23 protein-coding genes are annotated in these 25,569 nt (G+C 70.9%); 9 read left to right on the forward strand and 14 right to left on the reverse strand.

Translation table 11 applies throughout. From position 1 onward, the window contains the following. Positions 1 to 18: 18 nt before the first annotated feature. Entirely contained in the window at positions 19 to 891 is an 873-nt protein-coding gene (locus NAG42_RS23945) for an alpha/beta fold hydrolase (RefSeq protein WP_250033219.1), read from the forward strand. On the opposite strand, the gene NAG42_RS23950 is transcribed toward NAG42_RS23945, so the two are convergent. Both NAG42_RS23950 and NAG42_RS23955 read right to left on the reverse strand, forming a co-directional pair. Continuing rightward, a complete protein-coding gene (locus NAG42_RS23950; protein WP_250033220.1) occupies positions 892 to 1,467 on the reverse strand; it encodes a hypothetical protein in 576 nt (191 codons plus the stop codon). Positions 1,468 to 1,912: 445 nt separating this feature from the next. Next, positions 1,913 to 3,370 carry an MFS transporter gene (locus NAG42_RS23955; protein ID WP_250033221.1) on the reverse strand — a complete coding sequence of 486 codons (1,458 nt, stop codon included), beginning with the start codon at positions 3,368 to 3,370 and terminating at the stop codon, positions 1,913 to 1,915. Positions 3,371 to 3,433: 63 nt separating this feature from the next. Between NAG42_RS23955 and NAG42_RS23960 the strand changes: the two genes are divergently transcribed. After that, positions 3,434 to 3,985: a TetR/AcrR family transcriptional regulator gene (locus NAG42_RS23960; RefSeq protein WP_250033222.1), complete on the forward strand. Its 552-nt coding sequence runs from the start codon at positions 3,434 to 3,436 to the stop codon at positions 3,983 to 3,985. A gap of 134 nt (positions 3,986 to 4,119) precedes the next feature. On the opposite strand, the gene NAG42_RS23965 is transcribed toward NAG42_RS23960, so the two are convergent. Further along, complete coding sequence (locus NAG42_RS23965; RefSeq protein WP_250033223.1) at positions 4,120 to 5,142, reverse strand: Gfo/Idh/MocA family protein; 1,023 nt, start codon at positions 5,140 to 5,142, stop codon at positions 4,120 to 4,122. Between the two features lie 290 nt (positions 5,143 to 5,432). Between NAG42_RS23965 and NAG42_RS23970 the strand changes: the two genes are divergently transcribed. Continuing rightward, positions 5,433 to 5,645 (forward strand): type II toxin-antitoxin system HicB family antitoxin, encoded by a 213-nt coding sequence (locus NAG42_RS23970; protein WP_250033224.1) that lies wholly within the window; start codon positions 5,433 to 5,435, stop codon positions 5,643 to 5,645. Between the two features lie 194 nt (positions 5,646 to 5,839). Continuing rightward, positions 5,840 to 6,712 (forward strand): methyltransferase domain-containing protein, encoded by an 873-nt coding sequence (locus tag NAG42_RS23975; RefSeq protein WP_250033225.1) that lies wholly within the window; start codon positions 5,840 to 5,842, stop codon positions 6,710 to 6,712. Here the strand turns inward: NAG42_RS23975 and NAG42_RS23980 are convergent. Then, complete coding sequence (locus NAG42_RS23980) at positions 6,688 to 7,338, reverse strand: YqeB family protein (protein WP_250033226.1); 651 nt, start codon at positions 7,336 to 7,338, stop codon at positions 6,688 to 6,690. The two genes, NAG42_RS23975 and NAG42_RS23980, sit on opposite strands and share 25 nt — an antisense overlap. 108 nt (positions 7,339 to 7,446) lie before the next feature. Between NAG42_RS23980 and NAG42_RS45040 the strand changes: the two genes are divergently transcribed. Together NAG42_RS45040 and NAG42_RS23990 are read left to right on the forward strand one after the other, a co-directional pair. Beyond that, the gene (locus NAG42_RS45040) at positions 7,447 to 8,550 is read left to right on the forward strand and encodes a sensor histidine kinase (RefSeq protein ID WP_250033227.1); all 1,104 of its coding nucleotides are present in this window, start codon (positions 7,447 to 7,449) and stop codon (positions 8,548 to 8,550) included. Then, a complete protein-coding gene (locus NAG42_RS23990; RefSeq protein WP_308201181.1) occupies positions 8,538 to 9,182 on the forward strand; it encodes a response regulator transcription factor in 645 nt (214 codons plus the stop codon). The genes NAG42_RS45040 and NAG42_RS23990 overlap by 13 nt, the downstream gene beginning before the upstream one ends. Before the next feature lie 10 nt (positions 9,183 to 9,192). On the opposite strand, the gene NAG42_RS23995 is transcribed toward NAG42_RS23990, so the two are convergent. From NAG42_RS23995 to NAG42_RS24010, 4 genes are all read right to left on the reverse strand, one after another. Then, positions 9,193 to 10,656 carry a glycoside hydrolase family 130 protein gene (locus NAG42_RS23995; RefSeq protein ID WP_250033228.1) on the reverse strand — a complete coding sequence of 488 codons (1,464 nt, stop codon included), beginning with the start codon at positions 10,654 to 10,656 and terminating at the stop codon, positions 9,193 to 9,195. Positions 10,657 to 10,679: 23 nt separating this feature from the next. Then, on the reverse strand, positions 10,680 to 11,768 hold the full coding sequence (locus NAG42_RS24000) for a glycosyltransferase (protein WP_438872445.1): 1,089 nt from the start codon (positions 11,766 to 11,768) through the stop codon (positions 10,680 to 10,682). After that, positions 11,768 to 12,916, reverse strand: coding sequence for a glycosyltransferase (locus NAG42_RS24005; protein ID WP_250033230.1), 1,149 nt, complete (start codon positions 12,914 to 12,916; stop codon positions 11,768 to 11,770). The genes NAG42_RS24000 and NAG42_RS24005 overlap by 1 nt, the downstream gene beginning before the upstream one ends. A gap of 157 nt (positions 12,917 to 13,073) precedes the next feature. Next, on the reverse strand, positions 13,074 to 14,075 hold the full coding sequence (locus NAG42_RS24010) for a glycosyltransferase family 4 protein (protein WP_250033231.1): 1,002 nt from the start codon (positions 14,073 to 14,075) through the stop codon (positions 13,074 to 13,076). Between the two features lie 82 nt (positions 14,076 to 14,157). On the opposite strand from NAG42_RS24010, the gene NAG42_RS24015 reads away from it, so the two are divergent. Next, positions 14,158 to 15,855 (forward strand): glycoside hydrolase family 13 protein, encoded by a 1,698-nt coding sequence (locus NAG42_RS24015; protein WP_250033232.1) that lies wholly within the window; start codon positions 14,158 to 14,160, stop codon positions 15,853 to 15,855. Positions 15,856 to 16,720: 865 nt separating this feature from the next. Here NAG42_RS24015 and NAG42_RS24020 read toward each other — a convergent pair. Together NAG42_RS24020 and NAG42_RS24025 are read right to left on the reverse strand one after the other, a co-directional pair. Next, complete coding sequence (locus tag NAG42_RS24020; RefSeq protein ID WP_250033233.1) at positions 16,721 to 16,867, reverse strand: hypothetical protein; 147 nt, start codon at positions 16,865 to 16,867, stop codon at positions 16,721 to 16,723. A gap of 57 nt (positions 16,868 to 16,924) precedes the next feature. Continuing rightward, entirely contained in the window at positions 16,925 to 18,475 is a 1,551-nt protein-coding gene (locus tag NAG42_RS24025; RefSeq protein ID WP_250033234.1) for a CocE/NonD family hydrolase, read from the reverse strand. 56 nt (positions 18,476 to 18,531) lie between these two features. On the opposite strand from NAG42_RS24025, the gene NAG42_RS24030 reads away from it, so the two are divergent. Then, on the forward strand, positions 18,532 to 19,164 hold the full coding sequence (locus NAG42_RS24030; protein WP_250033235.1) for a TetR/AcrR family transcriptional regulator: 633 nt from the start codon (positions 18,532 to 18,534) through the stop codon (positions 19,162 to 19,164). Here NAG42_RS24030 and NAG42_RS24035 read toward each other — a convergent pair. From NAG42_RS24035 to NAG42_RS24050, 4 genes are all read right to left on the reverse strand, one after another. Continuing rightward, complete coding sequence (locus NAG42_RS24035; protein ID WP_250033236.1) at positions 19,154 to 19,519, reverse strand: VOC family protein; 366 nt, start codon at positions 19,517 to 19,519, stop codon at positions 19,154 to 19,156. The genes NAG42_RS24030 and NAG42_RS24035 overlap by 11 nt on opposite strands. 40 nt (positions 19,520 to 19,559) lie before the next feature. Then, entirely contained in the window at positions 19,560 to 21,689 is a 2,130-nt protein-coding gene (locus NAG42_RS24040) for an N-acetylmuramoyl-L-alanine amidase (RefSeq protein WP_498370594.1), read from the reverse strand. A 559-nt stretch (positions 21,690 to 22,248) separates the two neighbouring features. Then, on the reverse strand, positions 22,249 to 23,292 hold the full coding sequence (locus NAG42_RS24045) for a Y-family DNA polymerase (RefSeq protein ID WP_250033238.1): 1,044 nt from the start codon (positions 23,290 to 23,292) through the stop codon (positions 22,249 to 22,251). 39 nt (positions 23,293 to 23,331) lie between these two features. After that, positions 23,332 to 24,522: an FAD-dependent monooxygenase gene (locus tag NAG42_RS24050; RefSeq protein WP_250033239.1), complete on the reverse strand. Its 1,191-nt coding sequence runs from the start codon at positions 24,520 to 24,522 to the stop codon at positions 23,332 to 23,334. A gap of 105 nt (positions 24,523 to 24,627) precedes the next feature. Between NAG42_RS24050 and NAG42_RS24055 the strand changes: the two genes are divergently transcribed. Beyond that, the gene (locus NAG42_RS24055; RefSeq protein ID WP_250033240.1) at positions 24,628 to 25,512 is read left to right on the forward strand and encodes a TetR/AcrR family transcriptional regulator C-terminal domain-containing protein; all 885 of its coding nucleotides are present in this window, start codon (positions 24,628 to 24,630) and stop codon (positions 25,510 to 25,512) included. Positions 25,513 to 25,569 lie beyond the last annotated feature (57 nt).

The following is a 25,569-nucleotide window of genomic DNA, read 5'->3' on the forward strand; positions in this document are numbered from 1 at the left end:
TTGCGTACATTCGTTCGCGTGGAACGCATCGTCCTGCCTGACGGCCGCACGCTCGAATACCTCGTCGAGGGGCCGCCCGGCGGTCTGCCCCTGGTCCTGCACCACGGCACCCCGTCCGGCGCCGTCCGCTACGCGCCCGTCTTCGACTCCGCCCTGCGGCACGGCCTGCGCATCGTCCTGGCCAGCCGCCCCGGCTACGGCGGCTCCTCACCGCACCCCGGTCGCCGGGTGGCCGACGTCGCCGCCGACACCGCGGCCCTGCTCGACGGGCTGGAAGCGGCCCACTTCGTCACGATCGGCTGGTCCGGCGGCGGTCCGCACGCCCTGGCCTGCGCGGCCCAGCTGCCCGGACGCTGCGTCGGCGCCGCGACCATCGCCGGGGTGGCCCCCTACGAGGCCAAGAACCTCGACTGGTCGGCCGGCATGGGTGAGGAGAACGTCGCCGAGTTCGCCGCGGCGGCCGAGAGCGTGCAAGCGCTCGACACATTGCTCACGTCGATGGCCGGCGACCTGGCCCGGGTGACGGCCGACGACGTGGTCGAGGCCTTCGGCGACCTGCTGTCCGAGGTGGACAAGACTGCCCTGACCGGCGGCTTCGCCGAATACCTGGCCGAGTCGACCCGATACGCGGTGTCGGCCGGCATCGCCGGGTGGCGGGAGGACGACCTGGCCTTCCTCGCCGGCTGGGGCTTCCCCCTAGAGGACCTCCGGGTGCCGGTGGCGATCTGGCAGGGCGAGCAGGACCGCATGGTCCCGGCCGCCCACGGCCACTGGCTGGCCGGCCACGTTCCCGGGGCCGAGGTTCACCTGCTCCCCGACGAGGGTCACCTATCCCTGCTGGCCGGCATCGACGAGGTGGTCGACAACCTGCTGGCCCACATCACCGTCTGATCAGGCCCTGTTCCGCCCTCTTCCGAGATACGGCACGGGCCGCCGGGCCAGGACCTCCGCGAGATTGTCGACGCGCTCCAGCATTCTCGTGGCGCCCGGTGCGAGGTATTCCACGAGCTCATAGATGCGCTCGCGGTCCGCCTCGAGGTGTCGCATGTGAACCGGCTCATGGTGCATGATGCGATTTCTGAACATGCGGAGATGCTCGAGATGAGCGTGCATCTGGCGGCGCGGCCCGCGGTAGCCGGGGCGGAAGGCTCGATAGAGGGCGGGCCGCCACATGACTTCCTCGTTGCTGCGGCTGAGCAACGAGACCCAGAAGCCGAACGGCATCGCGGCGACGACGTCGTCCGAGGTCGGCACGTGGCCGCTGGTCCGGTTGAGCTTTCGCTGAGCGGCATCGATCACGAACGCGCCATCACCGACCGGCGGAGCGGTTGTCCACCACTCGGATCGCGCGTAGTTGGAGGTCAGCTCGTCATGGAAAGCGTTGCGCAGGATGACTTCCAGAAAGTTGAGCGCGGGATAGAAGGCAGCTGACACTTCGATGTTCCACCAGTAGAGCTCCAGAGCCACGGCTTCGTCACCTGCGCAGTCCCGGACGTAGGGCTTGAATCGCGGCACGGAGAGGAACCTCTTGACCCACTCGGCATCGGGCTCACGGACAGACACGTGAATTCTCCGGCAGGTTCAGAACGGGCCGACGCTGTGCTAGCCTCGTAGTCGTACGCCCCGGGACTCGCCTCTGCTTGCATGCGACCCGGGGCAAAGTCTTTTCCGGCACAGTTCTCATTGGCAACGTTTCTCGCCGGCCAGCCCCTGAGTGTTCCCCCGTCAGCGTAGGGCTGGGCGGCGGCGTCGTGTTCGATCGCATCACTGAAGCCTCTAACTTCGGTCGTTCGCCAACTAGTCGCCCGCACTCTAGTCGCTTGTATCGACGATGGCACGTCTGACGAGCGGCCCGCAAAAAGCGCGCACCCGCCCCTGGGGGTGGGTGCGCGCTGTGTGGTGTGCGGTGCGATCAGACTTCGACCGGGGACAGCTCCGGCAGTGTCTCGGGGCTGCGCTCCCGCTCGGGCTCGGGCTCGGGCTCGGCTTGCGGGGCCCGGGCCGTGGGCACCAGCAGGGCCACCAGGAAGGCGGCGCCGGCGACCACGGTCAGCACCAGGAACGCCTCGGTGAAGCCCGACTCGGCGGGCACGCCCTGGGCGCCCGGGTGGCTGGTGATGATGGAGCTGACCACCGCGGTGCCGATGGAGGCGCCGATCGTACGGATGTTGGTGTTCATGCCGCTGGCCACGCCGGTCTGGTGGCGCGGGACGCTCTGGACGATCAGGTTGACCAGCGACGAGTAGACCAGGCCGAGGCCGATCCCGAAGACGCCGCCGGCCACCGCGACCTCCCACTGCTCGCCGTGGCGCAGGGCCAGCGACAGGGTGGCCAAGGTGCTCAACCCGGCGCCCCACAACAGCTGCGCCTTGCTGCTCGCCCACCGTGTGAGCGGTCCGCTCAACGAGCCGAACACGGCCATCGTGACCAGCATCGGCAGCATCAGCAGGCCGGCCCCGGTGACCGTCGCGCCGAAGCCGTAGCCCGACGAGCGCGGGATCTGCATGAGCTGGGGCAGGAAGGCGAACACGCCGAACATGGCCGCCCCGAAGAGCAGCGCCACCAGGTTGGCCGTCCACACCGCGGGCAGCCGCATCATGCGCATGTCGATCAGCGGCTCGGCCGAGCGGAACTCGGCGAGCAGCCAGGCGGCGAGCAGGACGACGCCGGCGGTGAGGAAACCGAGCGTACGGCCGGAGGTCCAGCCCCAGGCGGTGGCCTTGCTCAGTGGCAGCAGCAGGGCGACCAGCCAGCCCGACAGCAGCGCGGCCGAGAGCCAGTTGACCCGTCCGGGAGTGCGAACGGGCGAGGCCGGCACGAGACGCCAGGCCGCCAGCCCGACGAGCACGACGACGGCCAGGGGCAGCCAGAACAGCCAGCGCCAGCTCAGCGCGCCGACGATCGGACCGGCCAGCACGATGCCGAGGCCGCCGCCGGTGGCGATGACCGCGGCCATGACCCCGATCGCCGAGGTGACCCGGGCCGGCGGGAACTCGTCGCGCAGGATGCCGAACGAGACGGGGAAGATCGCGCCGCCGAGCCCCTGGATGACGCGGGCCACGATCAGCACGGCGATGTTGGGAGCCAGCGCGGCCAGCAGGCAGCCGACGGCGATGGCGGCCAGCGCGACCAGCAGTGCGCGGTCCTTGCCGGTCATGTCGGCGATCCGGCCCATCAGCGGGGTGGCGACCGAGGCCGAGAGCAGCCAGGCGGTGAGCACCCAGGTGACCGTGCCGGCCGAGGTGTGCAGGTCCTGCTGGATCGTCGGGAGGACCGGCGTGACCAGCGACTGCATGAGCGAGAAGGCCGCCGCCGCGGCGGCCAGGACCGCGAATGTCGTTCGCGGTGAGCGCTGGTAAAGTCGAGGCATGCCTCCACATTAGTGGAGGGGTGCCTCCGGTTCGCAACCGGAACGACTGTGGGGAGGGTCACTGTGGCGGTTGCCGTACGCCGTCCGCAGCGTGCTGATGCGCGGCGCAATTTCGAAGCCCTGTTAGCCGCGGCCCGCGAGGCGTTCGCCGAGAACGGCACCGAGGCCTCGCTGGAGGACATCGCCCGTCGCGCCGGCGTGGGCATCGGGACGCTCTACCGCAACTTCCCGACCCGCCAGGACCTGTTCGAGGCCGTGTACGTCGAGGAGATCAGCCAGCTCGCCCGCGTCGCCGAGGAGGTCGCCGACCGGCCGCCGTGGGAGGCGCTCACCGCCTGGCTCGATCAGTTCGTCTCGTACGTGGGCACGAAACGAGCAGTCATCGAGGCGCTCAACCGCGAGTCCGAGATGTTCCGGTCGTGCCGCGCCACCATGTACGAGGCCGGCGAGCCACTCTTCCAGCGCGCTCAGGCGGCCGGCGAGGTCCGCACCGACGCCGGCTTCGACGACCTGCTGCGCCTGGTCTCCGGCCTGACCTCAGCAACCTACGTCGACGACGCCCAGCGCGACCGCGTCCTCGGCATAGCCCTGAGCGGCCTACGCGTCACCCACTGAGCGGCCGCCTGTCGCCAACTGAGCGACCGGGCCGAGCGTCGCTCGCTGAGTCGCAGCACCGGGCCGAGCGTCGCCCGCCGAGCGTCGCTCGCTGGGTGCCCGCCGCGCGCTCGGTCAATGGCTGGCCGGCGCGGTCAGAGCCGGACGGCCTGGCCGCTGCGGGCGCTCTCGCGGGCCGCGTCGAGCACGGTCATGTTGCGCACGACGTCGGCCGGGTCGACCGGCAGCGGGCCCTCACCGCGCACCGCCGCCGCGAAGGCCGGGTAGTAGAGATCCCACCGGCCGCGCTCGCTGCGCACCTTGGTGCCGTCGTCGCCGCGATAGATGCGGCCCCAGCTCTCCTCGGGCTCGACCCCCCACTCGTCACCGAGGTCGGCGGGGGACCGGCCGGCTTTGAGCGCGGCCTCCTGCCCGTCGACGCCGACGACCACGAACGTGCCGGTGGTGCCGGCCACCCGATAGCGCGGCCCCGGCGCGCCCTGGCGCCAGCTGCCCCACAGGTGCGACTCGACACCGTTGACGTGATGCAGCGCGAGGAAGAAGTCGTCGTCGAGCTCGCCGCTGCCGCGAACCTCCGCATAGGCCCGGACGGCCGGACCGTTGAGCACCAGCGCCTGGTCGACCAGATGCGAGCCGAAGTCGAGCAGTGTGCCGCCGCCGGCCGCGCCGGGCTTGCGCTCGGGTGCCCACCGCTCGAACCGGGACTCGAAGCGGCGCACCGTGCCGAACTGCCCGTCGTCGATCAGGCGCCGCAGCGTGCGGAAGTCGGAGTCGTAGCGCCGGTTTTGATAGACGCTCAGCAGCACGCCCTTGTCTTTGGCGGCCGCCACGACCTCACGGGCCGCCGGCGCGGTCAGCGTGAACGGCTTGTCGCAGACCACGTGCAGCCCATGCGAGATCGCCTCGAGCGCCAGCTCGGCGTGGGTGGTGACCGGCGTCGAGATCGCCACCGCCTCGGCCCCGGCCTCGGCCAGCGCCCCGATCGAGTCGAACGCGGCCGCCCCCGGATGCTGCTCGGCCAGCTGTTTACGGCGCTCGTCGTTGGTCGTGACCACGCCCAGGAATTCGACATTGGCCGCCGAGGCGATCAGGGGAGCATGAAAGGTCCGCCCACCCGAGCCATAGCCCACCAGCCCGAACCGCACCGCGTCACTCATGCTTCGAAACCTTGCCACATCCGCGGCCTGTTCTCGCACGCTGCCCCGCAGCCTGTGGACAACGGACACCCGCTGTCACCCGCCCTGTGGACAACGACCTCAGCCGGCTCCGTCAGGCCATAGGGTTCCCCCACGACGAGCAAGCGCAGCTCGGACGAAGCACTTCGCCGGCGGCGAATCCGCCCGTTGGCCACGATCGGAGAAGAGGACGTATGGGCAGCTCACAACACCGACCGGAGCGCACTGAAAGGCCCGGGATCTCGATCTATGAATCGCGCTATCGTGATCCCATGGCCGAGTTTCGCACGGCGACGGTGCCTGTCGTGGTCGAGCGCGACGAGGACGGCGTGTGGTGCGCCCACGCCCAGCTGCGTCCAGGCCTGGGTGCGAACGGTGAGGGCGACACGGAGGAGGCTGCCCTGGAAGACCTCCGCGAGGCGCTGGCCGGTCTCATCGAGGAATTCGGCGCCCCCAGGGAGCTCTCGGTCACCATCGCCGCCTGACGCCACCGCTCCCTTCCGTTCCGGGCACGCGCATCGTCCGTGCTCTCGAGCGGCACGGGTTCAAGGTGGCCAGGACAGCCGCCTGACGATCGAGCAACTCGCGCCCTGAGTGTCACGGTGGTCGGGTGAGGCTGCCTGTCGGATGGATGACGGGTTCCGGACTGGGGAGCTTCTGATGCGTCAACATTCGACGCATGAAGCAAAAGGAACGTACGCCGTTCGCCGACCTGGATGGGCAGCCGCGGGAGATGACCGCGATGCTGCTGGCCGCCCTCGACGCGATGGGGCGCCATCCCGAGATCCAGCGGGTGCGCCGTACGGCGATGGACACGTTCCGCCCCGAGCCGGGCTGGCGGGTGCTCGACGCGGGCTCCGGCGCCGGTGAGGTGGCCCGCCGGCTCGCCGGTGTGGTGGGTCCGTCCGGCTCGGTGACCGCGCTCGACTATTCGGCGGCCACCATCGACGCCGCGGTCCGGCGGCACGACGGCAGCAACGTGCGCTATCTGACCGGCGACGTGTCCGCGCTCGAGCTGCCCTCGGACAGCGTCGACGGGGTCTGGTGCGAGCGGGTGCTCCAGCACGTCGACGACGCCGACCTGGCCATCGCCGAGATGGTGCGGGTGACCCGGCCCGGCGGCCGGCTGTGCCTGATCGACACCGACTGGAGTTCTCTGGCCTTCGACGGCGTGCCGCCGGCCTTGGCCCGCACCGTCGTGGCGGCCATGCACGGGCGGCTGACCCCCAAGCAGGTCGACATGGGCCGCACGCTGCGGCGCCGGCTTGTCGGCAAGGGCCTGTGCGACGTTGTCGCCACCCCGGTGACCTGCGTTTTCGGTGACCCGCCGTCGGCCGCGGTGGTGCTGCCGATGGTCAACCCGATGGTGCCCCAGGAGGCCTGGATGACACCCCCGGGCGTACGGGAAAGCTGGTTCTCGCACGTCGACGAGGCGGGCATCCGAGGCGACTTCCTGGCCATCCTGACGATCTGGGCGGTGACCGGCACAGTCCAGGTGACCGGCACAGTTCAAGTGACCGGCGCGGCTCAGGAGGCGCGCCGCCAGTACTGACGCTTCTTCTCGTCGCGCACCACGAACCCCAGCCGTCCGAGCTCCTCGCGCAGCTCGCGCGCGTCGTCGTCGTCGCCCGAGCTCAGCGCCTTCTGCCGGGCGGTGAACACCGCGTCGGGCAGGTCGGGCAGGCCGGGCACCCACCGCCGGTAGGCGTCGAGGTAGGGATCCTTCTCGGCCCAGGCCACCCCGCGCGAGCCGAACGCCGCACTCAGTTTCTGCTGGGACAGATGGGACGGCTCCCGGGCCAGTTCCCGCCCGGTGCGGCCGAGCAGCACGAGCTGGTCGCGGTCGGGGAAGGCCAGCGCGATCTCGCCCTTGGCCACCGCTCGCCGGTGACCGGGCCGGGTCAGCACCACCTCGAGCGGCGTGATCCGGACGGTCAGCGACTCGGCGTCGACCAGCGCGGCCAGGATCAGCCCGGCGATCAGTCCGATCCCGAGCCCGGCCACCAGATCCCACGGCTCGGGCAGCCGCCGGATCAGCTCGAACGGCCCGCCGAACGGCACCCGATCGATCACCCAGAGGATCCCCCACAGCAGCGCGGCGCCCGCGATCGGCAGGGTGAGCCACACGAGGACCCGGATCCACCAGGGCGTGGGCACGGTCGTTTCCTGTTCCAGCACGCCACCGAGTCTTCCGTCGCCGCCGGGCCGCCGGTAGCGACCGGGGTCGACCGGACGTAGACCAAAGTCGACTGCCCGCGCGTGCGCGCCGCCGGTAGCGTCGGGGACGTGCGGAGATGGATGGTCGAGCTGTCGCTGGCCCTGGCGGCCACGGCTCTCGGCGTCGTGTTCCTCCGCACCTCGATCTCGGAGGGTGACAGCGCTCCGGTCGCGTTCGAGGTGGCGACCGGGGTGCTCGCCGCGGCCGGGCTGATCCTTTTCCGCCGCAGCCGTCCGGTGGCCCTGACCCTGGTGCTGATCCCGCTCGGCATCCTGTTCGCGCTGCCGATGGGAGCCACCCCGGTCGCGCTCTTCGCGGTCGGCCTGCACCGCCGCCCGTGGGTCGCGGCCAGCCTGGTCGCCCTGCACTCGGTGCTGGTCGCCGCGATCTACTACATCGCCCTCGGCGCCACCCGCCTCTATGTCGAGAGCGTCGTCTTCCTCGTGCTCCTGCACGTCAGCCTGGTCGCGATCGCGATGCTCATCCGCTCGCACCGCCTGCTGGTCGCCTCGTGGGCCGAGCGCGCCCGCCAGGCCGAGGAGGGTCAGCGGCTGCGGGTCGAGCAGGCCCGGCTGGCCGAGCGGGAGCGCCTGGCCCGCGAGATGCACGACGTGCTGGCCCACCGGCTGTCCCTGCTCGCGGTCCACGCGGGCGCCCTCGAGGTACGCCGCGACGCCTCCGACGGCGAGCAGCACGCGGCCGGCGTCATCCGCGCGACCGCGCACGACGCGCTCGAGGACCTCCGCTCGGTGATCCACATGTTGCGCGCCCCGGCCGAGGATCAGCCCCAGCCGACCCTGGGTGACGTGCCCGCGCTGGTCGAGCAGTCCCGGTCGGCCGGCGCCGACGTGGGGCTCACGCTCGACGGCGGCGACGGCGTGCCCGAGACGGTGGGCCGGCACGTCTACCGCATCGTGCAGGAGGCGCTCACCAACGCCCGCAAGCATGCGCCCGGCGCCCCGGTCAGCGTGGCCATCAGCGGCGGTGCCGAGCACGGCCTCGACGTCACCGTGCACAACACCATCACCGCGCAGGGCCCGGCCATGCCGGGTGCCGGCACCGGGCTGGCCGGGCTGCGCGAGCGGGTGGCGCTGGTCGGCGGCCGCCTCGAGCACGGCCCGACGGCGGCCGGCGAGTTCCACCTGAGAGCCTGGCTCCCGTGGACACAGTGAAGGTTCTGCTCGTTGACGACGACGCGCTGGTGCGGGCGGGGCTGACCATGATGCTGGGCGCGTTCGACGACCTCGAGGTGGTCGGCGCGATCACCGACGGCACCGAGGTCGCCGCCGCCGTCAACACCCACCGGCCCGACGTCGTGCTGATGGACATCCGCATGCCCGGCCTCGACGGGCTCTCCGCCACCGAGTCGTTGCGCAAGCGCCGGGACGCGCCCCAGGTGATCGTGCTGACCACGTTCGACACCGACGAGCACGTGCTGCGCGCGCTGCGGGCCGGGGCGGGCGGCTTCCTGCTCAAGCACACGCCACCGCGCGAGATCGCCGACGCCGTCCGGCGGGTGGCGGGCGGTGAGCCGATGATGTCGCCCGAGGTGCTGCGCAAGATGATCGGCATGGTCTCCGGCGCCGACCCCGGCCGCGACCGGGCCCGTACGGCTCTGGAACGGCTCAGTCCCGGCGAGCGCGACGTCGCCCGGCTGATCGCCGAGGGCCGCACCAATCAGGAGATCGCCTCGGAGCTCCTGATGAGCACGGCCACCGTCAAGGCGTACGTCTCGAGGATCTTCACGAAGTTGTCGCTGACCAACCGGGTGCAGATCGCCCTGCTGGTCCACGACGCCCGCTGAGAAGCGCCCGCTAGTACCCGGTCGGCACCATCCGCGCGATCAGGGTGTCGAGCGGCACGCTGGCGAAGCCGACCCGCACATCGCTCGCGCCGTAGGGCAGCCAGAACCGCCCCTCGTGCACGAGCCCGCCACACGAATAGACAACGTTCGGCACGTATCCCTCGCGCTCGACCTCGTCCGGGTCGATCAGCCCCGCGGGCAGGTCGGCGATGACCCGCGACGGGTCGTCCAGGTCGAGCAGCATCGCGCCGATCGCGTAACGCCGCATCGGGCCGACCCCGTGCGTGACGACCAGCCAGCCGGCCTCGGTCTCGATCGGCGAGCCGCAGTTGCCGACCTGGATCAGGTCCCAGCCGCGGTGCGGCGTCAGCAGCGGCGCGGACTGCTGCCACCGGTGCTGCTCGTCGCGGACCGCCAGCCCCAGCGTCTCGCCGTCGGAGCGGCAGAGCGCCATCTTCTGACCGTTCACATAGCGCGGGAACAGCGCCACGCCCTTGTTGCGCGCGGCCAGTCCGCTCAGCCGGGTCACCTCGAAGTGCCGCAGGTCGCGCGAGAAGATCACCCGCCCGGAGATCTGCCGGCCGTCGTACGCGGTGTAGGTCGCCTGATAGACGTGCCGGCCGTCCGGGTCGGTGACGCGCACGAACCGCGCGTCCTCCATGCCGTTGCTCTCGGCCGGGGTGGCCGGCCACATCACCCGCTGGTGCAGCGGCACCGCGCAGGGGAACTCGACCGCGTAGTCCTCGGACACGATGTGCCGGATCTGGTCGATGGTCTCCTGCGACTGCGGCCGGGCCAGCAGCTCACCGGGCACGTGCGAGATGACGTCCTCGAACTCGCTGTCGGTGAACCGCTCGGGCAGCGTGGAGATGACGTAGGCCGAGGCCTCGTTGTCGATCTGGGCGTCGATCATGGCCGCGGCCAGCTGGTTCTTCCAGTGCGTGGCGCCCACCCGCTGGCCCACCATGAGCGGGCCCTCGCGGCTCTCCATGCGGAGTTTGGCGCCGGGGCCGAGCACGGCCGAGCAGAATCCGATCGACGAGATGTGCCCTTCGCCGATCTGCCGCAGGCTGATCGCCACCCGCAGCTCGCCCGGTTCGAGGCCGGCCTGGTCGGGGTGCTCGACCATCGACGGGTTGCACAGGGCCGCCGCCTCGACCGCGAACTCGTGGCTGAAGTACGCCCCGATCAGCGTGCGGGCGGTCGGGGACAGCTCGATCTCGGACGGCACCCGGTGCTGCACCAGCTCGTAGTGGTGCTGGAAGGTGCCGAGCAGGTCGTGGTGCCGGCCGCCGAAGCGGGTCAGCACGTCGTCGAGCAGCGTCGCGATCTCGGCCTCGTCGAGCTGCAGGATGCGCTCGATCAGCCGGCCCGCCCGGTTCTTGACGGTCTGCGAGTCCTCGCCGGGCACGAACAGTTTGATGACGACGCGCCGCCCGTCGGGCTGCATCACGACGTCGTGCCGAGTGGTCATGGTCTGAGTATTCATCGTTGCGGTCACGCCAGGCCGCCTGAGGGTCGGGTCGCGCTCCGGGTCGCCAGCGTGCGGGCATGCTGCAACGTGGAGACGAGCGCGAGGGTGGATTCGGCTCCTTGGTTCACATTAGGACCAGTTGCCATCAGTCCGTCATAACATCCACCGGTTAGCGGGTCGTACATCGTCGTCTGGCCGTCGTTGTCGCCCAGGAACCAGGCGATCGCCCGGAAGAGCTGTTCGTCCCAGCGGTCGTCGCCGGTGACCGCGGCCGCCGTGGCGCAGGCGTCGGCGGTGGCGGCGGCCTCGATCGGCTGCTGGTCGAAGCGGTGCTTGGGCACGCCGGGCCGCCAGCCGCCGACCGGCACCACCGACAGGTGCCCCTCGTTGTCCTGCTCGCGGCACAGCCAGGCCAGCATCTTGAGCCCCGACCGCAGCAGGGTCTCGTCGCCGAGCAGGTCGCCGGCGGCGATCAGCACCTCGGGCAGGGCCGGGTTCGCGTACGTGAGCTCGGGCTCGGGCCAGACCCACTCGGCCTCCTTCTGCGAGGGCAGGCCGATCACCGTGGCCGCGTCGGCCAGCAGCTCGGCCGCCTCGGTGGCCCGCGGGTCGGCCCGCAGCACCTCGGCCGCACCCAGCCCGGCGAACGCCATCGCCCGCGACCACGGCGACCGCTCCCGGCAGCCGATGAGGAACGCGTTCAGCGACTCCCGCCGGATCCAGGGCACGGTCGAGCGGGCGGCGGCAGTCCCCAGGCCCCACAGGGCGCGGCCCCACCAGTCACCCAGCGACGGCTCGTCCAGCCATCGCCGCTCGTACGAGAAACGGTTGCGAAAGCCGCCGGGTGCCTGGGCGTGGGTCAGGAACGCCAGATAGCGCTCGGCCAGCCCGACGAGCTGGGCGGTCGGCCGCGGCTCGCGGCTGATCAGCAGCAGCCCGCGGGACACGTCGTCGACGCAGTAGCCGTGCTCGCGCCGGACGATGGCGTTGCGGGCGTGCTCGAGCAGACCGGTGTCGTCGGACAGGCGCGCGACGTGACTCCAGTCGGGCAGCGGCGCGTCGGCCAGCTGGATCGGCGGTGGCACCAGTCGCAGCCCACCGGAAGCCGTGATCACGCCGGAACCGACGCGGCGAGCGGCGAGCGGGTGGCGAGCAGGCGGGAGGCCAGCGACTGGTAGCGGGCGGCCACGGCGGGCCAGCGCAGCGTCGGGCCGCCGGCCAGGCCGGTGAGCCGCCCAGGCAGTCCCGGCTCGGCCAGCACGTGCCGGATGGCCGAGGCCATCGCCTCCGGGTCCTGGTGCGGCACGAGCAGCCCGGGCCCGTCGGCCAGCAGCTCCACGGCGTGCGGGAACTCGGTCGCCACGACCGGGATGCCGGCGCCGACGGCTTCGATCAGCACGCCCGACGTGACCTGCTCGGTGGAGTCGTAGGGCAGCACCACCACGTCGGCCGAGCGGATCAGCCGGGTCAGGTCGTCCTCGTCGAGATAGGCGTCGTTCCAGCTCACCGCGTCGGTCACCCCGAGCGAGGCGGCGAGGGCTTTGAGCGAGTCCCGGTACGCGTCACCGAACTGCTCCAGAACCTTCGGATGCGTCCGCCCGGCGACCGTGTAGACCGGCGCCGGGTCGACGTCGCCGAGCAGGGCGAGCGCCCGCAGCGCCCACTCGATGCCCTTGCCCGGCCCGAGCAGCCCCCAGGTGAGCAGGTGCGGGCGGTCGTGGTCGGCGCGCGGGCCGGTCCCGCGGCTGGCCGCACCGTGCGGGATCACCGAGATCTTGCGCGGGTCGACGTCGTAGCCGGCGGTCAGCCGCTGCCGGGCGGTGTCGGTCATGGTGACGACCGCGTCGGCCGTGGCCGCGATCCGCTCGAGCACCTGCCGCTGCAGCGGGTCGGGCGAGCTGAGCACGGTGTGCAGCACGACGATCGAGGGCACTTGCAGGGCCCGCAGCAGCGGCAGCACCTCGTTGCCGGCGTCGCCCGGATAGATGCCGTACTCGTGCTGGAGGATCGCCACGTCGAAGCGGTTGAGCGCGTTGGCCGCGGCCTGCCAGCCACCGGGGGTGTCGGTGTGCCAGGTGTGCACGGTCCGCGGAGCGGCGCGGTCGAGCTCGATTCCGCCGCTGATGCTGTCACCGGCGAGCAGCCGGACGACTCCCGAGCCGCCGTTGGTGTTCAGATGCGTGGCCAGCGCCGCATTGAACGTGGCCAAACCGCATTGGGTCGGCGGATAGGTACTCAGGAAACCGTACGTCGCGGGCATGACGTGGCCTTTCTCGCTCTGCGGACCCTTCTCCGCAGCACGGCTCAGCGCACCCGGACAGGACTGTGCCGGGCGCGCGCAAACGCCATTGCGGAGATCCGGGAAATTGCCCGGATTAACGCGCAATTCACATTACGACGTTAACAAGAAAGACCATTCACTCGACGATTTTCCGGTAAATCGCCAGGTAGTCCTCGACCATGCGGTCACGGGAGAACCGTTCTCGGGCGCGGCGGGCACAGGCGCCCCGGTCGAGCCCGCCGATCCGGCCGACCGCGGCGACCGCTTCGTCCACGTCCTCGACGAGATGCCCGGTGACGCCCTCGTCGACCACCTCGGGCATCGACCCTTTCCGGTACGCGATCACGGGCGTCCCGCAGGCCATCGACTCCACCACCGACAGGCCGAACGGCTCGGCGAACCGGATCGGATGCAGCAGCGCGAGCCCCGACCCGAGGATCGTCCCGCGCTCGTCCGGCCCGACCGACCCCAGGTAGACGACCCGGTCCCCGTCGATCCGCGGCTCGATCAGCTCCTCGAAGTACTCCCGGTCCTGCACGATCCCGCACATCACCAGCCGCCGGCCGGCCCGCCGGGCGATCTCGATGGCCAGGTCGGTGCCCTTGTCGGGGTGGATGCGCCCGAACAGGATCAGGTCGTCCCGGCTCCCGGTGTGCACCGGCAGCGCGTCGAGGTCGATGCCGTGGTGCACCGTGCCGAGGTAGTCGAGGTCGGGGGAGCGGTCGCTGTCCGAGATCGAGACGTACGCCGAGCGCCCGCGGCGATAAGCGGGCAGGATGTTCGGCCCCGAGAAGCCGTGGATCGTGGTCACCATGGGCGCCGCGCAGTGCTCCGAGAAGGCCAGCGGCAGCCAGTCCAGGTGGTTGTGCACGATGTCGAACTCACCCGAGCGGGCCAGGGCGTGTCCCACGTGCAGGGCTTCCCAGACCCGGCCGTCCAGGGCGTCGTTCTCCTCGTACCCGCCCGGGGCGACCCCGTCCAGGGTGGCCTTGGTGATCGAGTCGAGGCTGGCGAACAGCGTGACGTCGATGCCGCGGTCGACCAGGCCTTCGGTGATCAGGCTGGTCACCAGCTCCCAGGGCCCGTAGTGCCGGGGCGGCGTACGCCAGGCGATCGGGCCCAGCATGGCGACCTTCATGACAAATGCCTCGTACAGGTAGTTAACACGTGCTTAGTATGCCCAGCGGTTTGATCCGGCGTTCTCGTGTTAGAGAAGACCCATGACGGATCTCTGGTGGAAGAGTGCGGTTGTTTACCAGATCTACCCGCGCAGCTTCGCGGACGCCGACGGCGACGGCATGGGCGATCTGCGCGGCATCATCGACCACCTGGACCATCTGTCCGGTCTCGGCGTCGACGTGATCTGGCTGTCGCCCATCTATCCCTCCCCGCAGGACGACAACGGTTACGACATCAGCGACTACCAGAACATCGAACCGGTCTTCGGCGACCTGGAGACCTTCGACGAACTGCTGGCCGGTATCCACGCCCGGGGCATGAAGCTGATCATGGACCTGGTCGTGAACCACTCCTCGGACGAACACCCGTGGTTCATCGAGAGCCGTTCCAGCAAGGACAACCCGAAGCGCGACTGGTATTGGTGGCAGCCGGCCCGCGACGGCATGGAGCCGGGCACCCCCGGCGCCGAACCGACCAACTGGGGCTCGGTGTTCGGCGGCTCGGCCTGGGAACTCGACGAGAAGACCGGCGAGTACTACCTGCACCTGTTCTCCAAGAAGCAGCCCGACCTCAACTGGGAGAACCCCGAGGTCCGCCAGGCCGTCTACGCGATGATGAACTGGTGGCTCGACCGGGGCATCGACGGCTTCCGGATGGACGTCATCAACATGATCTCCAAGGTGGTGCCGCTCCCCGACGGCCGCGTCACAGCCGGATCGCTCTACGGTGACGGCTCGGCCGGCTTCATCAACGGCCCCCGGATCCACGAGTTCCTGCAGGAGATGCACCGCGAGGTCTTCGCCGGCCGCGACGCGTTGCTGACCGTCGGCGAAATGCCCGGCGTCACCGTCGACGAGGCGAAACTGTTCACCGACCCGCAGCGCAACGAGGTCGACATGGTCTTCCAGTTCGACCACGTCTGGGCCGACCGCGGCGAAGACCCGTGGCTCCTGATGCCGCTGCAGCTGACCAACCTGAAAGCCATCTTCAACCGCTGGCAGACCGGCCTGGCCGAGGTCGGGTGGAACAGCCTTTACTGGAACAACCACGACCAGCCCCGGGCAGTCTCCCGCTACGGCGACGACAGTGCGCAATACCGGGTGGCGTCCGCCAAAATGCTGGGCACCGTGCTCCACCTGCACCGCGGCACGCCGTACGTCTATCAGGGCGAAGAACTGGGAATGACGAACTTTCCCTTCCGGACGATCGACGAGTTCCGCGACATCGAGGCGTTGGGCCAGTACGCGCAGGCCATCGACCACGAGGGACGGTCACCCGACGAGGTCCTGACGGTCCTGCGAGCCCGCGGCCGCGACAACGCCCGCACGCCCATGCAGTGGAACGTCTCGGAGCACGCGGGCTTCACCACCGGAACGCCGTGGCTGGCGGTCAACCCGAACTACCCGGAGGTCAACGCCGAGGCCGCCCAAGGCGATCCGGACTCGGTCTACCACTACTACCGCCAGCTGATCGCGTTGCGCCACGACGAGCCGGCTGTGGTGGACGGTGACTTCACCATGCTGCTGCCCAACCACGAGCAGTTGTACGCGTACACCCGTCGGCTGGGCGGGACCGAGCTGCTGGTGATCGGGAACTTCTCGGGGGCGGCGGTCAAGGCAGACCTCGAGGACGACTGGTCGGGGGCGGAGCTCGTGCTGACCAATCTGTCGGCGCCGCCGGACAAGGACTGGACTCTGGCTCCTTGGCAGGCTGTGGTTTATCGGCGGTCGGTGGGATAACCCGCGTTGCCTCCCTCTGGGCTGTGTCGGGGTGGCTTGGTGGGCGGGGATTTGTTGCGGTGGACGGGCGAGCTTGCCGGCGGCATCGACTTGGGTCACCGGCTGCTGGGTGCCTGGTCGGGGTGGCGGTCACCTGACGGGTGAGGGATCTGGCTGCCGCGTTGGGGACGAAGCGAGGCGGTCCGCTTCAGCAGGCCGACGTGGGTGGTGGGATGCGGGAACTTAACAATGCCGGTCGCGTCCGCCTTCGGCATACATCGTGCAACGGCCGCTGGGTGCATGGCTCTACTTGCCGGTGCCGTCTCGGCGGCTGAACGCCGGCCGGGCTTCGCCTCGGCTTACGCCCAAGCGGGCGACGCACGCGTAGCTTCGCCCCAACCATTGGCCGATGCGTGCGTAGCCCCCCGGCCGAGCCGCGCGAATCAAGTTTACGCGGCGCCAACAGCCGACGACTTGAATCGGCTCAGAGCGGGGCGCGTTATGCCGAGCTTTGCCATGGCGGTGCTCCGTCCACAAAATCCGTCCTGAAGCTTGGTTGATCTCTCCGGGGCGGCAGCCTCAGCTCATCGTGAGCTGGGGCAGGCCGCAAGCGCTCTTCTTGCGGCCTGCCCCAGCTTGCGATTCGCTCCCGGCTTCCGACGCGGAGAGATCAACCAAGCCCACCACCGCAACAAACCCAGTTGATCTTTTCGAGCGGCCGGGGATTGGGGCAGAGCCCCAAGGTCTACCCCCGTGCACACTGCGCCCCTGCCGCCGCTGATCGCTTCGTGGGGCTGGGAATGCCGGCCCAAGATGAGAAGCGCGCAACATGAGGCTGGGCGCCTGGCTGCATGCAGCCAGGCGCCCAGATCAGACAAGAGCGGGATCAGCCGGTAATGGTGTCCCAGGAGTAGCCGAGCAACGCGAAAGCCGCCCCCAGCAACGCCAAACTGACACCGCGGGACGAGATCGGCAGCGCGGCCAGCACAAGCAGAATGATGGCGATCAGATAGAAGATGCCCTGAACGGACATGGAAGCTCCTCGATAGTGGGGGTGGCGGCGCAGCCAATACCCCCACGACGGGAGGCTTCAAACCAAGGTCAACACGAGTTCGGAGCCGGGAGTGATCGTTGTCTCGGTGGGGACCAGGCGGGTGGCCGGGCCCACCGGCTCGGTGGTGCCGTAGTTGCGCAGGAAGCGGGGATGCGCCCCACCACTGATCTGGACCCGCAGGCGGTGGCCGGGCCGGAACACGTGCGCGGTGTGTCCCATGTCGACGGTGACGCGGCCCTCGGTGGTCATCCGGGTCAGGCCGTCGCAGATATTCAGGGAGCGACCGGTGGGGTCCACGTCACAGAGGCGGACGAAGAGGTCGGCACTGGCGGCGGTGGTGGCGGCGTCCAGTTCGGCGCGGACCGGGCCCATCAGCGTGAGCGGCCTCTCGACCGGGTCGCTGGTGAAGAGCAGCACGTCGGAGCGGCGTTCGAGCTCGGCGTTGTCGACCTGGCCCTGGGTCGGGGACTGCAGCGGGCCGCCGATCGACGGGGTCGGGTCGGTGGGGTCGTACCGGAATTGCCAACCCCGTGCCGCGTCGAACGAGTCGAGGCGCAGGTGCTCGGCGCGGGTGCCGGGCGGGGGCCAGTCGGGCAGGTCCCGCCATTCGTCCACGCCGCCCACGTGGACCCGTACGCGATAGGCCGGAGGCTCGCCGCGCAGCCGGCGCATCGTCTGGGCGAAGATCTCGGTCCAGCCCTTCTCGAGGGCCGACGTGTGGGTCCACGGGCCGATCAGCAGGTCGACGTCGCGGCCGGCGGCGCGCAGCGCGGCATGCTGATCGAGCACCTGGTTGAGGGTGAGATCCCACCAGCCGAGCAGCAGGCTGACCGGCACCTCCATCGCGCCGGCCGCGGCGGACATCGACGCGCCCTCCCAGAACTCGGGTGTCGGGTGGGTGAGCCACTCCTCGAACTGTGGCCGCCGGCCCCCGAACGCCGACGGATACGCGTCGAGGAGCGGCAGCCCCCGGATGGCGCGCTGCAAGCGGTACTTCAGGCGCAGCGCGCCGATGAGCAGATCGCCCGAGGTGGCTCCGCCCTGTTTCAAAGCCATGCCGCCGACGATTGCCCGCTCCAGGCCGAACGCGCCGCCGGCCCAGAAGAAGTCGTACGGGTCGGTGTGGCCGAGCTGCATCACGGCGCCGCGCCACTCGGGTGGCGGGTCGGCGGCCAGGGCGGCTTGCGAATAGGACATGTAGCTGGCGCCGAGGGTGTAGAGCTCGCCGGTGAACCAGCTCTGCTTGCGCAGCCACTCGACCGCGGCGACGCCGTCGGCGGTCTCGTGGCGCCAGGGGTGGAATTCGCCCCCCGATCCTTGGGTGCCTCGGGTGCTCTGCAGCAGCACGTGGAAGCCCTGCTCGGCGACGCGGACGCCGTACAGCAGGTTCCAGGGGAAACCACTTCGGATGTACGGGGCCCGGACGAGCACGGTCGGGCAGGGCGCGCCGGCGGCCGGCGCGTAGTGGTCGGTGAGCAGCGCGACCCCGTCGGCGGCGGGCACGGGCACGGCCGTTTCCCGCTGGACGGTGTAGGGGCCCGGGGCCCGGCGGCTCAGGAGTCGGAGGGACAGTGGCAGTCTTTTCATCGGTCCACCCCCGCAATTATCGTACGTCGTACCAAAAATAGTAGCAGGAGGCATCGATGGCTCGCGGACGTCCGCCCGCGCACACCCGGGAGCAGGTCGTGGACGCCGCGATCGGCATCGCCGACGTCGAAGGACTGGGGGCGGTGACGATGCGCCGCATCGCCCAGGACATCGGCGCCGGCGCGATGTCGCTCTACACGTACGTCCCGGACAAGGACCGCCTGGTGGATCTGATGGTCGACCGGATCTCCGGGACCGTCCCGCCGATCGCGATCACCGGCGACTGGCGTACGGATCTGCTGGCCCTGGCCCGTTCCCAGCGCACCCTGATGCGGGCGCATCCGTGGCTACCCACGGCCCTGCCCAACCGGCGGCTGACCGGCCGCAACACGCTCGCCTATCTGGAACAGGGCCTGGCCGCGCTCGAACCGACCGGCCTGCCCGGGTCGATCAAGATGGAGATCGTCGCGCTGCTCACCGGGCTGGTGGCCACGTTCGTCACGGCCGAGGTGGCCGGGACGACGCCCGTACCGGAACAGGTCGCGCTCATCGGTGAGGCGGTGGCCAGTGGGGACTTCCCGCAACTGGCCGCGACCCTGGCCGAAGGTGGCCAGGGTCGCGAACCCGACTTCGATCGCATCGCCGGGTGGACGATCACCGGTCTGGTGACTCAGGCCCTCAACTCTTGAGGCAGATGTCGAAGGGGTGACCCTCGGGGTCGAGCAGCACCCGCCAGCGGTCGGCGTTCGGCTGCTCGTCGGGCTTCGTCGCGCCCAGCGCCAGCGCCTGCTGCTCACCCTTGTCCAGGTCGTCGACGTAGAAGTCGAGGTGGTAGCGCTTGGGCGAGCTCTCCCGCGGCCAGCCCGAAGCCGAATATCCGGGCACCTGCCCGAAGCCGATGCTGGTCGAGCCGTCGCCGATCATCGCGTACTCGGCCTGGCTGTGCTGGACCTCCCAGCCCAGCACAGCGGCGTAGAAACGGGCCTGTCCGGCCGGGTCGGACGCGTCCAGATTGATCATGGCCAGCGTTGCGAATCCACTCATGAACGCGATCCTTCCCGCAGAGACTGACACCTTCTGTCAGTTACTTCAGATAGACCAGCCCGTCGAGGGCGACCCCCGGCCGACCCGTCGTGCCTTCCACCACGATCCGTACGGTGTGCTCGCCGCTCTGCGGCCACCAGCGTGACCACACCACCTGACGTGGCTGCGGCCGAGCGGAGCGCAGGTCGATCAGACCCTGCGGCTGCCCGTCGAGGAACACCCCGATCCGGCCGGCGCGCGGGCCCCGGCTGAGCACGAGCGCCGCCGAGCTGCCGCTGAACCGCCACGACGCGCTCGTGCCGCGCACGCTGCCGCCGACCGCGGTGCCGCCGAGATAGGACCCGTTGCTCAGTGGACGCCACGTTCCGGTGCGCTGGGCCGACGATTCCGAGACCACCACCGGCGTACGGGTGACTGAGGCACTCACGGCGTTGAAGGCACGGTCGGTGGCGCGCACCGTGAAGGTGGTGGGCCGGTTGGCGGGGGCGCCGACGTTCCGCGTACGGGAAGTGACGCCCAGATTGACGGTCGCGGGCCGGGTCAAGCGCACCGAACCCAGGCTGGCGTTGTCGCGGACGGTCCAGTCGAGGTGCATCGGCACCGCGCTGAGATCGACAGTGCCCGGCCGCAGTGCCACGTCGGGCTCACGGCTGAAGACCGGCGCGCTCGTGTCGGCGAAGACCCGGCTGCTCACGGCCGTGGACCGGCCCGACAGGTGCAGCGCGCGCACGGTGACGGTGTGCCCGCCCGGGGCGAGCCGGATCGGGGCGAAGCGGCGACCGGCCGGCGTGGCGACCCGCAGGACACCGTCGACCCAGACCTCGTAGCGGTTGATCAGCCCGGCCGGCGTGCTGACCGTCCAGGCCGGCTGGATGACGCCCTTGGTGAAATACCAGGCGCCGGCGTGGGCGGCGCCCCGCATGGCGGTCAGCCGCAGGCCGGTCGGGGCGGCGCCGGCGATCGCGCGGATCGACGGCAGCTGGGCATAGAGGGCGTTGCCCGGGCACGCGGTCTGCCCGGCGTCACGGTGCCCCGAGATCCGGAAGAACGGCACGCGCCGACCCCGGGGAAAGCGGTCGGCCCCGGTCGAGGTGACCACCACCCGGCCGCTCGGCGGATTCCCGTACGCCCCGAGCTTGTAAGCGGCCACGGCGGCGATCACGGTCTGGACCCGCGGGGTGACCCGCAGGCCGCCGTAGGAGCCGATCACCGCGATGGAGCTGGCATCGGCGTTGAAGCCGAGCGTGTGCGCACCGAGCACCGTGCGCGCGACACCACCGCCACGCCCCTCGAAGACCGTGCCGCACTTGTCGATCAGGAAGTTGTAGCCGATGTCGTCCCAGCCCCGGCTGCGCACCTGATAGGCCTGGATCCCCCGCACGATGCTCGCCGACTGCGAACAGCTGTAGCCGTTGCCGGTCGCCGTGTGATGCACGAAGAAGACCTGGGTCGGCCCGGTGTATTCGGGCACGCCCTTGACGATCGCCTCGTTGGCCCGCCACCCGGCCCGCGTGACCAGCCGCGGAACCGGCCGCGCGGGCAACGGCACAACGGCCCGGGCGGTCGTCTTCTCGGTCCGCCCGGCGTCCTGCCTCGGGTTCTCTGCTTGCCGCGCGGCGATGGTGCCGCTGGGCGTCGGCGTGGCGGCATGCGGTGTGGCGGTTCTGATCGTGGCCGGTGCCTTGGCCGGGTGCGGAATGGATCTGCCGCCCGCCGGGGGAGTGACCGCGTCGGCGGCGTCGGGATTGATCAGGTCCATGCGGAGTCCGGCCGGCAGCGGACCCCGAGCGCCGGTCACGCGGGCCTGGACACCATCGGACGGTCCGACCCACAGGGGGTCCGACGATCCCCGTACGTCGGCCGGAGCGCGACCGTCGGTCTCGAGCGTCAGCCACGACGACCACCGGCGGGTGTCGGCCGCGCGGGTGCGCACCTGGACGACACCGCCGACCCGGGCCGCCGGATCGGCCCAGGTCACGCCGACAAGACTGAACGGCCTGATCGCCGCCGGTCCCTTGCTCACGGCCGAGCCGAGCGCGACCGTCTGCAGCGCCGGATTGACGGCACTTCCCGCAAGCTGCTCAGCGGCCGAGACCGGCGCGCCGCCCGCCCCGGCCACCAAGGTCAGGAGCGCAGCGGCAGCTCGAGATAACGTCCGATTCCGATGCACGTGTCCCCCCGTGGTCCAGTTGACCGGCCACGTGCCACCCTGCCGTCAGTGCTCCCACCCGTCCCGAGAACGCCAAATAAGCCCCGCAAATCGGACGAATGGCGTGCCGAACCAACCGAACGTCCGGCGTGTTCCGCTTCCGAAGCCCCCAGTGCACCCGCGCAGCCCCGCGCCAGGCCTCCAGCGCACGACCCCACGCCAGGCCTCCAGCGCACCCCCGCGCACGACGACCCGCGCACTGCGCACCCCGCGCGTGACCCGCGCCAGGCTGTCGACGGGCACACTGCCCCGCCCTGACGCCCGGCGAGGGTGATGCTGCCGCTCGGGGCACCGCCAGGGGTCGCCGGCGTCGGTGATGATCCGGATCCAGTCCGCGCGCGATGGCCGGCGCGTTTCATCGGCCGCCGGGCCAGTCCTCGGCTCCCCCATGCGCATCGTTTGCGGCCTGGCCGGCGGCTCACCCCCCGGCGGAACCAGCCCGCCGAGCACCCGAACCGCACGGCGGGCCGCATCGACGTGCCAGGCCGGTGCCGTATCCGTTGCCGGGTCGGGCTCGCGGTCAGAACAGCGTGCCGGGCAGCTGGTCGACGGGGGTCATGCCGGTCAGGGTGACCCGTAGCCCGGTCAGCGCAAGCTCCGGCGCCTGCTCGAGCAGCTCGCGCGCGACCGCCGGCCAGGCCCGCAGGTCGGCCGTCGCGGTCCGCCCGGCTCGCCTGAGCACTTGAGCCGGGCTCCCGTCATCCGGCCGGAGGGTGATCGTCAGGCCCGCGGCGGCCAGCCCGGCCCGCTCGGCGCGGCGGCACACCCGCTCGACGCACCGCTCCAGAAGCTCGGCCGGCGTCCAGTCGGGCCGGGCGTAACCGCTGATCGAACCCTCCGCCGACAGCTCGGAGCGGTGCTCGACCGGCCGCACCGCCGCGTCGTCGGTCGCGTCGCGGATCGCTCGCAGCCGGCGGGCCATCGCGGTGCCGCACACCCGTCGCAGCGTGTCCCACGGAACCGTGTCGATCTCGCCCAGCGTTGCCACCCCGAGCTCGGCGAGCCGCTCGACCGTCCGGGCCCCCACGCCCCACACCTTCGTCATCGGCAGGTCGCGGCGCAGCTCGGCCTCCTGCTCGCCGCGGATCACGTGCAGCCCGTCGGGTTTCGCCGCGCGCGAGGCGAGCTTGGCCATCAGCTTGGTCCGCCCGATCCCGACGCTGACGGCTATCCCCAGCTCGGCCGCCGCCCGTCGGCGCAACTCGTGACCGGCCGCGACCGCCGCGGGCCAATCGGCCGCACCGACGTCGAGGAACGCCTCCTCCATCGAGCCCGGCTCGACCGCCCGGGCGCACTCGTGAAAGAGGTCGAACAGCGCGTCCCCGGCCTCCTCCACCTCGGCGCGCGGCACGTCGATCAGCACCAGCTCGGGGCACTGCCGCAACGCCTCCTGGGCCAGGACGCCACCCCGCACTCCGCGCGCCCGCGCCGGATAATTGGCGCTGGCCACGAAGACGTGAGCCACCACGGCGACCGGCCGGTCCACGAGCTCCGGCCGGTGTCGCAGCACCACCGAGGCGAAGAACGCATCAGCATCCGCGTGCAGGAGCGGTCCTCGACCCATCCGCAGATAGTACACATGTTCGACTGCCTGAAGGAGCCCTCAAGGCGCGGTCAACGTGGGGTAGGGCTGGAGGGTGATGGCCTCGGCCTTGGCGAACTGGCGGGCCAGCAGCTGTTTCATCGGCCAGCGACCCATCGAGCCCATGCTGAGGGCTCGCAGGCGGATCGCCAGGCGGCTGTTCGGGGCGAAGCCGGCCATGCCGCCCGGCGGCAGCTGGGTGCCCTCGGCGACGTACGCGGCCATGGCCTCCTGGTAGCGGGCGAAGGCTGCCATCGGTGTCCCGGCTGAGGTCAGCTCGCCGGCCAGGACGTACGCGCCGACCAGGCTCATGCTGGTGCCGAGGCCGGCCAGCGGGGAGCCGCAGTAGCCCGCGTCGCCCAGCAGCACGACCCGGCCACGGTGCCAGCGGTCGACGTGCACCTGGTCGATCGAGTCGAAGTAGAAGTCGCCGGCGTCGGGCATCGCGGCCAGGAACGACGGGACACGCCAGCCCACGCCGGCGAAGCGCTCGGTCACCAGCCGCTGCTGGGCCGCGCGGTCGAGACGGCCATGACGTTCCCTCGTACGGAAGCTCAGGCTCGCCTTGGCGGTGCCGCCGCGCTCGGGGCGCAGACCGGCCACCCGCCCGCCCGGTGCGTTGAACATGTGGAACCAGCCGGCGAGGTCGCCCGGGTCTCCGACGGTGAACAGGGCGCCGTAACCGCCCAGCGGCCGCACGTAGTCCGTTTCCGGGCCGAAGGCCAGCGCCCGCACTCCGGAGTGGACACCGTCGGCGCCGGCCACGATGTCGTATCGCTCGGTGCCGCCGCTCGCGAAGGTGACATCCACGCCGTCGTCGTGCTGGGTCAGCGCGGCGATGCGGTCGCCGAAGCGGTAGGTCGCCTGATCCCGGGTGGCGTCGATCAGGACGCGGGTGAGGTCGCCGCGGGAGATCTCGATCTCGGCGACGATGCCCTCGCCGCCGAACAGCTCGGCCGGCATCGACGCCCGGCGGCGGCCGTGCTCGTCGACCAGCGCGAAGCCGCGCTCGTCGACGCGGTGGGCCAGCACGTCGGGCATGAGGCCCATGCGCTCGACCACCGTGCGGGCGGCGCCGCGGAGGTCGACGGCGTGGCCGCCGGGGCGGGGGCCGGGAGCTTTCTCGATGACGGTCACGTCGGCGCCGGCGCGGTGCAGCCACCAGGCCAGCGCCGGGCCCGCGATGCCGGCACCGGAGATGAGGACGCGCATTTGCGTACGGTGTACTCGCATGCCTCCGAAGGCTAGAAAGCCTTGCCTTCATTGGCAAAGCACACTAGTACACACAGGATCAGGGCGATCTGGTGTACTAGAACGGTGGAAGCTTCCTACCGGCGGATCGTCGGTGACATCCGGCGCCGCATCGAGGCCGGCGAGCTGCGCCCGGGCGATCGGGTGCCGTCGGCCCGGGCGATCACCCGGGAGTGGGGTGTCGCGATCGCCACCGCGACCAAGGCGCACGCCGCGCTGCGCGAGGAGGGGCTGACCATCGCCCGGCCCGGCGTGGGCACGGTGGTCGCCGGGCCGGTGCCGCGGCGCGAGCACGAGTTGAGCCGGGAGCGGATCATCAAGGCCGCCATCACGATCGCCGACGAGCACGGGATGGCCGAGCTGACCATGCGCCGGCTCGCGGCCGGGCTGGGGGTGGCCACCATGTCGCTCTACCGGCATGTGCCCGGCCGCGACGAGCTGATCATCGGCATGATCGACGTGGCGATCGGGGCGGTCCGTCTGCCCGCGCGTCGTCCGAGGGACTGGCGGGCCGGTCTCGAGATCGTGGCCCGCGAGGAATGGGCGATCTTCCAGCGTCATCCCTGGCTGGGCCGGTCGATGTCGCTGACCCGCCCGCAGATGGCGCCCAACGGTGTGCGCCTCAGCGAGTGGGTGCTGGCCACCTTCGACGGCACGGCGCTGACTATGGCCGAGCGCATGTATGTCCAGATCGCCCTCCTGACGTTCGTCCGCGGCCTGGCCGCTGCCATCGAGTTCGAGCAGGAGGCGGTCCGCGAGACGGGCCTGACCAGCGACCAGTGGCTGGAGACCCAGGAGACGACCCTGGCCGGGATGATCGAGGCGGGCACCCTGACCCGATTCGAGCAGCTCACCGCGGACGGCTTCGACTTCGACCTCGACCAGCTCTTCGAGTTCGGTCTGGCCCGCCTGCTCGACGGCCTGACCCTGTTCGTCGACGCCCGCAGTTGAGGCGCCCGCCGTCGGCGCGCCTGCGTTTGGCGCGCCTGCGTTTGACGCGCTCGAGTT

The organism is Paractinoplanes maris (genome assembly GCF_023544465.1).
Lineage (GTDB): Bacteria > Actinomycetota > Actinomycetes > Mycobacteriales > Micromonosporaceae > Actinoplanes > Actinoplanes maris.

Coding starts and splice junctions, on each gene's coding strand:
- NAG42_RS24015 (WP_250033232.1), top strand. CDS start 14,158: ATGACGGATCTCTGGTGGAAGAGTGCGGTTGTTTACCAGATCTACCCG.
- NAG42_RS23965 (WP_250033223.1), bottom strand. CDS start 5,142: ATGAGTGACGCGGTGCGGTTCGGGCTGGTGGGCTATGGCTCGGGTGGG.
- NAG42_RS24030 (WP_250033235.1), top strand. CDS start 18,532: ATGGCTCGCGGACGTCCGCCCGCGCACACCCGGGAGCAGGTCGTGGAC.
- NAG42_RS24005 (WP_250033230.1), bottom strand. CDS start 12,916: ATGCCCGCGACGTACGGTTTCCTGAGTACCTATCCGCCGACCCAATGC.
- NAG42_RS24025 (WP_250033234.1), bottom strand. CDS start 18,475: ATGAAAAGACTGCCACTGTCCCTCCGACTCCTGAGCCGCCGGGCCCCG.
- NAG42_RS24035 (WP_250033236.1), bottom strand. CDS start 19,519: ATGAGTGGATTCGCAACGCTGGCCATGATCAATCTGGACGCGTCCGAC.
- NAG42_RS23975 (WP_250033225.1), top strand. CDS start 5,840: ATGAAGCAAAAGGAACGTACGCCGTTCGCCGACCTGGATGGGCAGCCG.
- NAG42_RS23955 (WP_250033221.1), bottom strand. CDS start 3,370: ATGCCTCGACTTTACCAGCGCTCACCGCGAACGACATTCGCGGTCCTG.
- NAG42_RS24020 (WP_250033233.1), bottom strand. CDS start 16,867: ATGTCCGTTCAGGGCATCTTCTATCTGATCGCCATCATTCTGCTTGTG.
- NAG42_RS23995 (WP_250033228.1), bottom strand. CDS start 10,656: ATGACCACTCGGCACGACGTCGTGATGCAGCCCGACGGGCGGCGCGTC.
- NAG42_RS24045 (WP_250033238.1), bottom strand. CDS start 23,292: ATGGGTCGAGGACCGCTCCTGCACGCGGATGCTGATGCGTTCTTCGCC.
- NAG42_RS24050 (WP_250033239.1), bottom strand. CDS start 24,522: ATGCGCGTCCTCATCTCCGGTGCCGGCATCGCGGGCCCGGCGCTGGCC.
- NAG42_RS23970 (WP_250033224.1), top strand. CDS start 5,433: ATGGCCGAGTTTCGCACGGCGACGGTGCCTGTCGTGGTCGAGCGCGAC.
- NAG42_RS24010 (WP_250033231.1), bottom strand. CDS start 14,075: ATGAAGGTCGCCATGCTGGGCCCGATCGCCTGGCGTACGCCGCCCCGG.